The organism is Parahoeflea olei (genome assembly GCF_001703635.1).
GTDB lineage: Bacteria > Pseudomonadota > Alphaproteobacteria > Rhizobiales > Rhizobiaceae > Hoeflea > Hoeflea olei.
The window spans coordinates 52740-65448 of record NZ_LQZT01000004.1 but is presented as its reverse complement, the minus strand read 5'-3'; the positions used below and the strand labels follow the sequence as shown (position 1 = coordinate 65448).

The 12709-nt window shown below is 66.3% G+C and carries 10 protein-coding genes; 6 read left to right on the top strand and 4 right to left on the bottom strand.

What is annotated here, in order from left to right:
- The 3 genes from AWJ14_RS04975 to AWJ14_RS04965 all read left to right on the top strand — a co-directional run.
- The coding region (locus AWJ14_RS04975; RefSeq protein WP_245304133.1) for a thiamine pyrophosphate-dependent enzyme at positions 1 to 781 on the top strand (781 nt) is incomplete at its 5' end.
- Positions 781 to 1785, top strand: coding sequence for a transketolase family protein (locus tag AWJ14_RS04970; protein ID WP_066175731.1), 1005 nt, complete (start codon positions 781 to 783; stop codon positions 1783 to 1785). The genes AWJ14_RS04975 and AWJ14_RS04970, both read left to right, overlap by 1 nt.
- 2 nt (positions 1786 to 1787) lie before the next feature.
- Entirely contained in the window at positions 1788 to 2930 is a 1143-nt protein-coding gene (locus tag AWJ14_RS04965; RefSeq protein ID WP_066175728.1) for a RuBisCO large subunit C-terminal-like domain-containing protein, read from the top strand.
- A gap of 277 nt (positions 2931 to 3207) precedes the next feature.
- Here AWJ14_RS04965 and AWJ14_RS04960 read toward each other — a convergent pair whose 3' ends face one another.
- The 3 genes from AWJ14_RS04960 to AWJ14_RS04950 are packed head-to-tail and all read right to left on the bottom strand — an operon-like array spanning position 3208 to position 6893.
- Positions 3208 to 4263: a substrate-binding domain-containing protein gene (locus AWJ14_RS04960; RefSeq protein ID WP_066175726.1), complete on the bottom strand. Its 1056-nt coding sequence runs from the start codon at positions 4261 to 4263 to the stop codon at positions 3208 to 3210.
- Positions 4264 to 4293: 30 nt separating this feature from the next.
- A complete protein-coding gene (locus AWJ14_RS04955; RefSeq protein WP_083220027.1) occupies positions 4294 to 5370 on the bottom strand; it encodes an ABC transporter permease in 1077 nt (358 codons plus the stop codon).
- On the bottom strand, positions 5367 to 6893 hold the full coding sequence (locus AWJ14_RS04950; protein WP_066175722.1) for a sugar ABC transporter ATP-binding protein: 1527 nt from the start codon (positions 6891 to 6893) through the stop codon (positions 5367 to 5369). Before AWJ14_RS04950 ends, AWJ14_RS04955 begins: the two co-directional genes overlap by 4 nt.
- A gap of 123 nt (positions 6894 to 7016) precedes the next feature.
- On the opposite strand from AWJ14_RS04950, the gene mtnK reads away from it, so the two are divergent.
- Positions 7017 to 8285 carry an S-methyl-5-thioribose kinase gene (gene mtnK, locus AWJ14_RS04945; protein ID WP_066175721.1) on the top strand — a complete coding sequence of 423 codons (1269 nt, stop codon included), beginning with the start codon at positions 7017 to 7019 and terminating at the stop codon, positions 8283 to 8285.
- A complete protein-coding gene (gene mtnA / locus AWJ14_RS04940) occupies positions 8282 to 9385 on the top strand; it encodes an S-methyl-5-thioribose-1-phosphate isomerase (protein WP_066175717.1) in 1104 nt (367 codons plus the stop codon). Before mtnK ends, mtnA begins: the two co-directional genes overlap by 4 nt.
- Positions 9386 to 9445: 60 nt before the next feature.
- On the opposite strand, the gene AWJ14_RS04935 is transcribed toward mtnA, so the two are convergent.
- Entirely contained in the window at positions 9446 to 10417 is a 972-nt protein-coding gene (locus AWJ14_RS04935; RefSeq protein ID WP_066175715.1) for a sugar-binding transcriptional regulator, read from the bottom strand.
- Positions 10418 to 10504: 87 nt separating this feature from the next.
- Here AWJ14_RS04935 and AWJ14_RS04930 point away from each other — a divergent pair, with 87 nt between their 5' ends.
- Positions 10505 to 12577, top strand: coding sequence for a bifunctional aldolase/short-chain dehydrogenase (locus AWJ14_RS04930; RefSeq protein WP_066175712.1), 2073 nt, complete (start codon positions 10505 to 10507; stop codon positions 12575 to 12577).
- Positions 12578 to 12709: the final 132 nt, after the last annotated feature.

Here is a 12709-nt window from a genome sequence, read left to right as displayed (position 1 = left end):
CGGCGCGCCGGTGCTGCCGGCCGTGCCGCAGCCGTTTGCGGGCGTGCCGTCGGCCGACAATCACGACTACGTCACCGGCGCGGGCTACAACGGCCCGTTCGAGCCGCATTACGACCGGCTGTTCATCGCGCCGGCACATTATGCGCTCGTTGCCTATGCGACGCTGATCGAGACTGGCCGCATGGCGCCCGAAGGGCTCGAGATGTTCAACCAGGACGGTTCCTCCGTCGAGATGATCGGCGCCGAGCATTCGCCGGGCATGGAAGTGCACAACGGCACGCTCGGCATCGGCCTGTCGACCGGGGCAGGGCTTGCCTATGGCCGCAAGCGCCGCGGCGACACCGGCCAGGTCTGCGTGTTCATGTCGGACGGCGAGGTCCAGGAGGGCCAGACCTGGGAAGCTGTGCAGGCGGCAAGCCACCACGGCATCGACAATCTCTGGGCGCTGATGGACGTCAACGACCAGCAGTGCGACGGGGCCATGAGTTCGGTGATGGAGGTGCGCGACATCGCCGCCAAGTTCCGGACCTTCGGCGCGGTCTGCGTCGAGATCGACGGCCATGACCTCGAAGCCATGCGGCAGGCGAAGCAGGAGCCGCATGACGGTCGCCCGCTGATCATCCTCGCCCGCACCTCGCCCACGCAGGGCATGAGCTTCCTGCAGAAGCGCTTCCCCCGGCTGCACTATGTCCGGTTCAAGAGCGAGGAGGAACGCGCCGAGATGAATGTGTCGATCGCCGCCGAACTCGGCATCGACCCGATCGAACTGGAGACGCACTGATGGTTGAGATGGTCAATCGCCCCTACGCATCGGCCTTCGAGGCCTATGCGGTGAAAAATCCCGACGTGCTGTGCCTGTCGGCGGACCTCACTTCGTCCTGCGAGATCGACGGTTTTCGCGACCGGCATCCCGACCAGTTCCTCTCGCTCGGCATGGCCGAGCAGAACATGATGAGCTTCGCGGGCGGGCTCGGGCTCGCCGGCTACCGGCCGTTCCTGCATTCCTTCGGCGTGTTCCTCTATCGCCGGCCCTACGACCAGCTGATGGCCTCGGTCGCCTATCCGCGCCGCAAGGTCAGGCTGATGGGCTTCCTGCCGGGCATCACCACGCCGGGCGGCATGACCCACCAGGCGATCGAGGACGTGGCCGTGATGCGCTCGATCCCGAACATGTCGATCCTGGAAACCGGGGACGCGACTGAGGTGGAGAGCATCTGCGAAGCTGCCGATTCGATCGACGGCCCGGTCTATTGCCGGGTGCTGCGCGGCTCGGTCCCGCGGCTGTTCGACAGTCCCATCAAGGTGGGCGAGATGCGCGAACTCTCCCACGGCGCCGATATCCTGGTGGTGACCTCCGGGATTGCCACCGAGGAGGCGCTGCGCGCGCGCGACGCGCTCTCAAAGGCCGGCGTGTCGATCCGGCACCTGCACATCCACACCATCAAGCCGTTCAACGAACAGGCGCTGCTCGACCATATCGGCTCGGTCTCGAAGGGCGTGGTGGTGCTCGAAAACCACGTGATCACCGGCGGCGTGGGCTCGCTCGTGGCCGAAATCATGGCCGACAACGGCGTCGGCAAGCCGCTGGTGCGGCTCGGCCTCAAGGATACCTATGCCCATGGCGGCTCGCGCCCGTATCTGATGAAATATTACGGTCTCGACGCCGGCGCGCTGGTGCGCGGGATCGAGCACATTCTCGGTGCCTCGACCGGCATCGACGAGCAGGCGCTGGCGAGCGCACGGGTCGAGGCGGTGCATTCCGCCGTCAAGGCGGAGGCTCTGTAGAGATGGCGCAGGATACACGGTTCCGGGTCCGCTACCGGCTGCTGGCGGACGACGCCCGCGATGCGGAGCAGCGGGCCAAGGGCATTGCGCTTGAGCAGACGGTCGAGATTCCCGGCGACATCGTGCCGGCGGGTTACATCGCCGAGGAGATCCTCGGTCAGGTCGAGGAGATCACCGCTGTGGGCGGCAAGGCCTATGAGGTGGTGGTCTCCTACAGTCCCGACAGTGCGGGCTCGGAAGTGATCCAGCTCATCAACGTGATCTTCGGCAATTCCTCGATCCAGCAGAACATCAGGGTGATCGGCTTCGACCCCGGGCCGGTGATCCGGGAACGCTTCGCTGGAGCCCGGTTCGGCATCGCGGGCCTGCGGGCGCGGACGGGCCGCACCCGGGGCGGGTTGATCTCGCCGGTGATCAAGCCGCAGGGCTCGACGGTCAAGCAACTGGCCGACATCGCCCGCCGCTGCGCGCTCGGCGGCGCCGACATCGTCAAGGACGATCACGGGCTCGCAAACCAGGCCTTTGCCCCGTTCGAGGAGCGCGTGAGGGCGGTGAGCGACGCGGTGGGCGAGGCCAATGCGCAGACCGGCGGGTCCTCGCTCTATTTCGTCAATGTCACCGGCTATTCCGGCTCCCCGGTGGAGGAAGCCTTCCGCGCCAAGGAAGCCGGCGCCGGCGGCGTGTTGCTGATGCCCGGCCTGATGGGCTTCGGCGTGGTGCAGGCGCTTGCGCGCGATCCCGCCTTCGACCTGCCGATCATGACCCATCCGAGCTTCACCGGCGCCTTCGTGCTTACACCCGAAACCGGGCTCAGCCATGCGCTGATGTATGGCGTGCTGCAGCGACTTGCGGGCTCGGACATCTCGGTGTTCCCGAATGTCGGCGGCCGCTTCGGCTTCAGCGCCGAAGAGTGCCGGTCGATCGCCGAGGCCTGCCGCGCGGATGACGGCATCGGCCGGGCGATGATGCCGAGCCCGGGCGGCGGCATGAGCGTCGAGCGCGCGGGCGACATGGTGGCGATGTATGGCGAGGACGTGGTGTTCCTGCTCGGCGGCAGCCTGCTGCGTGCGGGGGATGCCATGGCGGACGCCGTGCGCGCGATGCGCGACGCGGTCGACAGTGCAGGAGACACCGCAGGCGGCTGACCCGGGTGGACGCAAGCTCCTCCCAAGACCCATCCGGGCTACCCCGGCGAATGAGGGTCCGGCCGAGAGGTCGGGCCCTCTTTGCATTCCGGGCTTTTTCGCGCCGGCTTGTTGTCGAGCAGGCAGGCAGTGGAAGGGCAGGGCGTTGATGCCGATGCGGCAGCCGCACTCCGGCGCCGGCTGTCCAATCCCCATCGACCGGACCGACATCTCCTCGCAAAGAGAAAGGCCGCCTCCGGAGAAGCGGCCTCTGGTTCGGTTCGCCTGTAGGGTCGGCTCAGCGGTCCGGCAGCGGCATCCAGTCGGTCATGGCGACGTCGGCATGGGCGAATTGCGGCATCTTGGCCGAAAGCTCTTCCATGTTCTTGATGTCATTGTCGACCAGGAACGTCTGGGTGATCAGCGTCGGCGGCACCACCACCTGCTTGCCGGGATCGCCGCCGGTCAGCATGATGGCGAGCGCGCGCACCGAAACCTCGCCGACCACGGCCGGGTTGGTGGCAACGGTGGCTGCCCAGGCGCTGTCGGGCTCACGCATGGCGGAGATGTCGGCAGTCGACACGTCGGCCGAGTAGATCTTGATGTCCTGCGACATGCCGGCTTCGTCGACGGCGATCTTCACGCCCTTGGCGAATTCGTCATAGGGGGCGAAGAACACCGAGATGTCCGGGTTCGCCTGCAGCACCGAACGGGCCTGGTTGGCGTTGGAGTTGGCGATCGGGTTGTCGAGCGTGCCGATCTGGGCGACTTCCTCGATGCCCGGATTGGCCTTCTTGACCTCTTCCCAGGCGACGTGGCGGCGGTCGAGCGGGGCGATGCCCGGCACATAGACATAACCGGCCTTCCATTCGGTGCCGTTGTCTTCGATCGCCTGTTCAAGCGCGAGCTTGCCGAGCAGGTAATCCGACTGCTCGATCTGCGGCACTGCGGGGTTTTGGACATCGACGTCGAAGGCCACGACCTTAATGCCGGCATCGACCGCGCGCTGGGCCGCTTCCTTCATCGATTCGGTGAGACCGTGCTGGATGATGATGCCGTCGACGCCGAGCGCGATCGCCTGGTCGACCATGTCGGCCTGGAGCGCCGCGTCCTGGCGGCTGTCGAGCACGCGCAGGTCGACGCCGAGCGCAGCGGCCTGCTTTTCCACGCCCGACAGATAGGCCTGGAAGAAGTCGCCGGTCGACAGGTAGCGCACCAGCGCGATCTTGACGTCGCCGGGCTTGTCGAGCGGCGCCGGCATGTCGGCTGCCTGGGCGAGGCCCGCGGGCAGCGTCACGGCTGCCGCCGCCAGGCCCGCGAACAGGGCCAATGCTTTTCTGCGTATGATCTTCATGCGTTCTCCTCCATTGGAACGAGTGGGTGTCTAGTGGCCGCCAGACTTGCGGGCCGAAAGCGAAAAGGTGAAGACCAGCGCGATGACCAGCACCAGCCCCTTGATGAAATCCTGGGTGTAGTAGGGCGCGTTCATCATGGTCAGCCCCTGCAGCAGGATGCCCACGAACAGCGCGCCCATGGAGGTGCCGAAGGCGTTGGGCTTGGCGGCGCCGAGCACGGCAAAGCCGATCAGCGCAGCGGCAACCGCATCCAGCAGCAGATTGGTGCCCGAGGCGATGTCGCCGCGGCCGAGCCGGGCCGCGAGCAGCATGCCGCCGATCGAGGCGAGCACGCCCGAGATCATATAGGCCACGATCTTGTAGCGGTTGACATTGGTGCCCGTGAGGCTCGCCGCGCGCTCGTTCGAGCCGATCGCATACATCAGCCGGCCATGGCGGGTGAGTTCGAGAAACACCCACACCAGGAGCCCGATCACCACCAGGAACACCACCGGCGCGGGCAGGAGGTTGTCGAGCATGAAGTCGAAGCGGTGGCGGCCAAGCTGCAGGAACAGCGGCGAGAAGCTGCCTTCGGCGGTGGAGCCGTCGGGCAGCGTCATGCCGGTGGCGATCGAGCGGCCTTCGGTGGGAATGCGCTGCAGGCCCACGAGCAGGAACATCATGCCGAGGGTGGCGAGCAGGTCGGGCACCTTGGTCTTGACGATCAGCAACCCGTTGATGAGACCGATCAGCGCGCCCATCGCCAGGCAGGCGATGATGGCCACGAAGGCGGATTGTTCGAGCACCACCATCATGTAGGCGGCGAGCATCATCGAGGAGGTGGCGACCGAACCGATCGACAGGTCGAAGCCGCCGACCACCAGCGTGCAGGTGACGCCAAGCGCCAGAATGCCGGTGATGGCCACCGACTGGAAGATGAAGACGGCGCTGCGCGGCCCGGCAAAGCCGTTGGCGAAGACCGAGAAGAACACCACCAGGCCGACGAGCAGCGCCAGGAAGCCGTAGCGGATGGCGAGGTCGATCGGGCCGGAGGCCCGGCGTCGCGAATGGGCGCCGGCCGGGGCTGCGGCAGGCGATGTCTCTGTGTTGTCGAGGTTCATGCTCATGCGTGTGCTGTCCTTGCGGCGCCGGCCGGCGGCACGGCTCCGGTTACTGCGGTCAGGATCTCGTTGAGATCCACGTTCTCGTTTCTGAATTCGGCGGCCACCGAATGCTCGCTCATGACGATGATCCGGTCGGCAACCTCGAGGGCCTCGTCGAGTTCGGAGACGAACACGAGCGTGCCACGGTTCTTCGCGGTTTCCCGGATCTTGCGGCCGATGTCGCGGCGGGCACGGATGTCGACGCCCTGGAACGGCTCGTCGAGCAAGAGCAGCCGGCACTCCTCGGCGAGCCAGCGCGCGAGCATCACCTTCTGCTGGTTGCCGCCCGAGAGTGTGCCGATGGAATCGCTTTCGCCCTGGCAGACGATCGACAGAGCCTCGATCATGTCGTTGGCGGTGCGGCGCTCCTTCGCGCGGCTGACGAAGGAAAGCTTCGCGTAGCGCGACAGGAAGGGGAGCGTCATGTTGCGGGTTATGTCGAAATCGGCCACCACCGCATTGTTGGCGCGGTCCTTGGCCGACATGAACACGCCGCGCGCAATCGCCGCCTGCGGCGTCCGCACCCGGTAATCCTGGCCGTCGATGCGGATGCGCCCGCTCACGGGCTGGTCGAGGCCGAACAGGCTTTGCGCGAATGCGCTCTTGCCGCTGCCGAGCAGGCCGGTGACGGCCACCACCTCGTTTTCTGCGAGGTTGAAATCGAAGGGCCGCGCGCCCTCGATCAGCTGCAGGCCGGAAATCTCCAGAACCCGCTTGCCGGGCGCGGGAATGGAAATGACGGCGTCGCTCATGCGCTGGCCGAGCATGGCGTTGACCGCGCCTTCGTAATCGAGGGTGTCGCCCTCGAACAGGCCGGAGATCTCGCCGTCGCGCATCGAGACGATGCGGGTGGCGATGCGGCGAATGTCGGACATTCGGTGGGAAATATAGAGCACCGCCACGCCCTTGGCCGAGAGCCGCTCGATCAGCAGGAACAGCCGTTCGGCCTCGGACGCTGAAAGCGAGGAGGTCGGCTCGTCGAGGATCAGCAGCCGCGGATCGTGCGCCATGGCCCGGGCGATGGCGATCAGCTGGCGGTCGGCGACGCCGAGCTCCGCGACCGGTTGCCGCACATTGAGCGCCAAGCCCATCTGGCTGGCGATGCGTTCGGCCTCGGCATAGTTCTGCCGGCGCTTGAGAAAGAAGCCGTAGCCGGGTTCGGCCAGTCGGTCGATCAGCAGGTTGGAAGCGACGTCGAGATCGGGGATGACGCCGTCATTGATGTTCTGGTGAACGGTGACAACGCCGGCCCGGATCGCCTCGGAGGGCGACGCGGGAGCGAATTCGCGCCCCATCAGCGTGATCGAGCCCCCGTCGCGGGCATGCACGCCGCTCAGGATCTTGACCAGCGTCGATTTGCCGGCGCCGTTGGCGCCCATCAGCACGGTCACCGATCCGGCGGGCAGGGAGAGGCTCAGCTGCTTGAGGACACGGTTTTCCCCGAAGGATTTGTCCACACCGCGCAGATCGCAAAGAGTTTCGTTCATGTCGTCCTCCCGATATGATGAAAACAGCCCCGGTGACAAAAGTCAACATGCATTGACAAATGATTGAAATGGACATTAGGCTTGGTCAAACTACGGCCTGATCATTCAGGAGGGAGGATCATTTTGAGCAACGAGTACAAACCCTTATCGCCCGAAACCCTGGGCGCCCGGCTGGGCGGCCTGGAGGCTGTGACCCGCGCCGTCGGCGGCAATCCCGAGGCCTGGAAGGTGCGCGAAGTCGGCGACGGCAACCTTAATCTCGTCTTCATCGTGGAAGGCGAGGCGGGCAGCGTCATCGTCAAGCAGGCGCTTCCCTATGTCCGGCTCGTGGGGGACAGCTGGCCGCTGCCGCTCAAGCGGGCTTTTTTCGAATATCATGCCCTGATCCGCCAGGAGGCGCGGGACCCGGGCAGCGTGCCTGAGGTCCTGCATTTTGATGAGACCCAGGCGCTGATAGTCATGGAGCGCCTGCAGCCGCATATTATTCTGCGCCAGCAGACCATGGAAGGTCGCAAGGTTGCGGGTCTCGGCAGGACCTTGGGACTTTTTACCGCGCGCACGGCGTTTCGCGGATCGGATTTGTCGATGGCGGCGGCCGACAAGAAAGCCGACGTCGCGCTGTTCGCCGGCAATGTCGAGCTTTGCGACATCACCGAGTCGCTGGTCTTCACCGATCCCTATTACGACGCCAAGCTCAACCGCCACACCACGCCCGAACTCGACGGCCTCGTTGCCGATCTGCGCCGCGACGAGGCGCTGAAGATCGAAGTCCAGCACATGAAGCGCGCCTTCACCTCGCGCGGCGAAACCATGTGCCACGGCGACCTGCATGCCGGCTCGATCATGGTGACGGAGGACGAAGCGCGCATCATCGATCCCGAATTCGCCTTCTACGGCCCGTTCGGCTTCGACATCGGCATGCTGATCGGCAATTACCTGATGGCCTATCACGCCATGCCCGCGCATATCGCCGACAAGGCGGCCTGCGCCGATTTCCAGGAGTGGATCCTGTCGGTGATCGAGGAAACCTGGTCGGTGTTCCGGGCGGAATTCCTGCGGCTCTGGCGCACCGAGCGCACCGGTATCCTCTATCCGAAGGCGCTTTACGAGGACCAGGGCCACGGCTTTGCCGCCGAGGGCGCTGCCGAGCAGCTGCTTGGCGAGATTTTCCGCGATCTCGTCGGCTTTGCCGGCATCGAGATGCATCGCCGCATCCTCGGGCTCGCGCATGTGGCCGAACTCGACACCATCGCGGATGTGAAGACGAAGGCGCGCTGCGAAAGCACGTGCCTCAAGCTTGGCCAGTTCCTGGTCATGAACAGAAACCGGCTGACGGGCATGGATGCCGTCATCGCCGCGGCGCGTAGCGCCGAAACGGGAGCACAGGCATGAAGGTAGGCGACACCCATTACCGGTCGATCTGGTACGACAGCGACAAGGCGAAGACCATGATCATCGACCAGCGCTGGCTGCCGCACGAGTTCCGCGTGGTCGAACTCGACACGCTCGACGAGTTCGCCACGGCGATCCGCGACATGTGGGTGCGCGGCGCGCCGCTGATCGGCGCCACCGCCGCTTACGGCATCGCCGTGGAAATGCAGCGCGACGCTTCCGACAAGGCGCTAGATGCCGCCTGGGAGCTGTTGCACGAAACCCGGCCCACCGCGATCAACCTGCGCTGGGCGCTCGACGAGATGCGCCAGGCGCTGGGCGGGCTCTCCGAGGGCGATCGGCCGGCCGCTGCCTTCCGCAAGGCCGAAGAGATCTGCGACGCCGATGTCGAGACCAACCGGCTGATCGGCGTGCACGGGCTCGAGATCATCCGCAAGATCGCCGCCACCAAGAAGCCCGGCGAGCCGGTCAACATCCTCACCCACTGCAATGCCGGGTGGCTCGCCACCGTGGACTGGGGTACGGCCACCTCACCGATGTACCACGCGGTCAAGGACGGCATCGAGATCCATGTCTGGGTCGACGAGACACGGCCGCGCAACCAGGGTGCGCAGCTGACCAGCTGGGAAATGAACAGCCACGGCATTCCGCACCACCTGGTCGTCGACAATGCCGGCGGGCACCTGATGCAGCACGGCATGGTGGATGTGGTGATCGTCGGCACCGACCGGACGACGGCGACCGGCGACGTCTGCAACAAGATCGGCACCTATCTCAAGGCGCTGGCCGCCCATGACAACAATGTGCCGTTTTACGTGGCGCTGCCGTCGAGCACCATCGACTGGACGGTCGAGGACGGCGTGCGCGAGATCCCGATCGAGGAGCGCAACGACCGGGAGGTCACGCATGTGTTCGGTCGCCTCGAAGATGGCACCGTCACCTCGGTGCAGATTTCGCCCGATGGCACGCCCGGCGGCAATCCCGCCTTCGACGTCACGCCAGCGCGGCTGGTGACCGGCCTGATCACCGAGCGCGGCGTCGCCGAAGCCTCGCGCGAAGGGCTGCTGGGGCTGTTCCCTGAACGCCGCAGCGCGGCCTGATCCGCATCTGTACCAAGACTGAAGTCAGGCGCGGCCCGGGCCGCGCCTGAACGCCTTGTGTCAGGCGTGGTCCATCATCGCGGCCGCGCAGCTCTGGTTGGTGACGACGTGGGTGGCATAGCCGCCGCGGATGGCGGCCACGGCTGCGGGAACCCGTTCCTCGCCGATCGAGACGAGAATGCCCATGTCGCGGTGGCGCAATTCGTGCAGCTCGATCCCCATCATGCGGTTGTCGAGCGGGCCGCTCACGGGGTTGCCCTCGGCGTCTATGAAGCGGCCGCAGAGCACCCCGACGGCGCCCCTGGCGATGTAATCCTCGAGATCCTGGAGGGTCGCAAGGCCGCTTGAGGCAATGTGGCTGTCGGGATTGCACGAGCCCACGGCAAACAGCGTCTTGTTGCAATGGCGGATCGCGTCGAGCTGTTTGCTGATCAGCGATTCGGCACGCAGCGTGGACGCGATCTCGGCGGTGCTCAGGATCGCCGGAACGTGCAGGTTGATGCATTTGGCGGAGAACTTGCGGGCGACGTTGGACGAGCAGACATCGGCGGAAAAACCGTAGGGCGTCGCCATCGACCCCACCAGTTGCAGCACGACGAGATCCGGGATGGTGGTCTGTTCGAGCCGTTCGGCGACATCGTAGATGGTCTTGCCCCAGGCCACGCCGAGACGGTCGCCGGGCTCCAGGAGGCTCGGCAGCCAATCGGCCGCGCCGCGGATGATGCGGCTCGCATGGTCGTCGCTGCCGCCGGTGCCGTCGGGCAATATATAGGCCGCCTTGAGGCCGAAATGGTCGCGCAGTTCGAGCGCCGCACGGTGGGTGTTGAAGGCCTCGGGCGCGAGCTTGGTGTGGATGTAGCCCCGCTCGCGGGCTTCCTGGAGATAGTTGACGACGGTGGCGCGCGAGACCGACAGGCGGCTGGCGATTTCGCTCTGGTTGAGGCTGTCGTGATAATAGAGCCAGGCGGTTTCGACGACGATGTCCTCGCCGCTGATCTGCTTGCTCGAGCGCCGGGTTGAGTTCTGCCCCATAGATCCCTCCATCACCAAATATATACATTTGACAACGGCATATGACTTTTGTCAAATAATGCAATTCATACGGCAGGAGAGACGGTAATGCGGCAAAACAGGTGGAATGACAAGGATGCGCAGGCGCGGGTCGAGGCGGCGGGCGCAGACCCTGCCGACCAGGCGCTGGCGCTCAGGGTCTACTCGTCGCGGCTGATCGGTTCGGATCCGGATCTCGTCATGCATGGCGGCGGCAACACCTCGGTCAAGGTCGAGCGGCCGGACCTGTTCGGCAACAGGCAGAAGGTGCTGCATGTCAAGGGCAGCGGCTGGGACCTCGACACGCTCGAGGCGCCGGGCCTGCCGGGCGTGCGGCTCGAGCCGCTGTTGCAGACGCGTCGGCTCGAGGCGCTGTCCGACGAGGACATGGTCAACATGCAGCGCTCGAACCTGCTCGATTCGACCGCGCCCAATCCCTCGGTCGAGACCCTGCTGCACGCCTTCCTGCCGCACCGCTTCATCGACCACACCCATGCGACCGCCTTCCTGGCGCTCGCCAACCTGCCCGACGCGGAAGCGGCGATCCGCGAGATCTTCGGCGACCGGCTCGCGGTCGTGCCCTACATCATGCCCGGCTTTGCGCTCGCCCGGAAAGCGGCGGACGTGTTCGACGCCAACAGCGCCTGCGAGGGGCTGGTGCTGCTCAAGCACGGCCACTTCACCTTCGGCGCGACCGCGAAGGAAAGCTATGACAAGGTGATCGAGCACACCAACATGGTCGAGGAGTGGCTCGCATCGCGCGCCGGCGGCCGCACCTTCTCCGCCACCGTCAAGCGCGAGCGGGCGCCGGCAGACGAGGGGACGGCCGAATCGGTGCTGCCGGTGCTGCGCGGCGCCGTCGGCCGGCTGCGCGGCGCCCATCACGGCGGGGCTGCGAAGCTGCTGGTGATGGACATTCGCGGCGGCGGCACGGTCGAGGACTTCCTCGGCCGCACCGATCTCGACGAGCTCGCCACCCGCGGCGTCGGCTCGCCCGACCATGTGATCCGCACCAAGGGCCGCATGCTGGTGCTGCACAAGGACGATCTCGCCAATGGTGCCGCCGGCATCGAGGCCAAACTGGACGCGTTTGCAGCCAGTTACCGGGCGATGTTCGATGAGCAGTTCAGCCGTGTCGGCGGCGGCAAGATCATGCTTGAGCCGCATCCTTGCGTGGCCTGGATCGAGGGCGTGGGCATTGCCGGCATCGGCAAGGATGCGGCTGCGGCCTCGGCCGCGGCCGATATCGCCGAGCAGACCGTCGAGGTGATGACGCTCGCCGAGGCCGCCGGCGGCTTCCACCCGATCGGGCCCGACGACCTGTTCGACATGGAATACTGGTCTCTGGAACAGGCCAAGCTCTCGAAGGCCGCGGACAAGCCGTTCGGCGGGCGCATCGTCGCCGTGACCGGCGGCGCGGGCGCGATCGGGCTTGCCACCGCCAAGGCCTTTGCCCGCGAAGGCGCGGCCGTGGCGCTGATCGATCTCAATCCCGAGGCCTGTGCGGCCGCGGCCGCCGCGATCGGACCCAACTGCCTGGCGGTGACCGCCGACCTCACCGAGGAAGGGGCTGCCGAGGCTGCGATCGCCGCCGTCGTGCGCCGATTCGGCGGCCTCGACATTCTCGTCTCCAATGCCGGTGCGGCGATCCAGGGGATGCTGCTCGATCTCGACGAGGCCACGCTGCGCAAGAGCTTCGAACTCAACTTCTTCTCCCATCTCGCCATGGCGCGGGCGGCGGCGAAGGTGTTTGCGGCGCAGGGCCATGGCGGGCAGATGCTGTTCAACGTCTCCAAGCAGGCGGTCAATCCCGGCAAGGGGTTCGGCGCCTATGGCCTGCCCAAGGCCGCGACCTTCTTCCTGCTGCGCCAGCTGGCGCTCGAACTCGGCGGCGCGGGCGTGCGGGTGAACGGGGTCAATGCCGACCGGATCCGGTCGGGGCTGCTGACCGACGATTTCATCAAGTCGCGCGCGGAGGCGAGGGGGGTGTCGGCCTCGGACTACATGGCCGGCAACCTGCTCAAGGCCGAGGTGGAAGCCCATCACGTCGCCGAGGCCTTCGTGGCGCTCGCCCGCTCGGAGCGCACCACCGCCCATGTGATCACCGTCGATGGCGGCAATATCGAGGCGGCGCTGCGCTGAGCCCTGTCGCAGCCTGCTTGACGGGCGCCTGCGCGACGCGGCCCCGGCAAGCCGGACGGGGCGTCGCGCGGGCACTGAACAGGCGACCCGCGGTCGCCAAGCCTGAAACCTCCAGTGACCGGTGGCGGAACC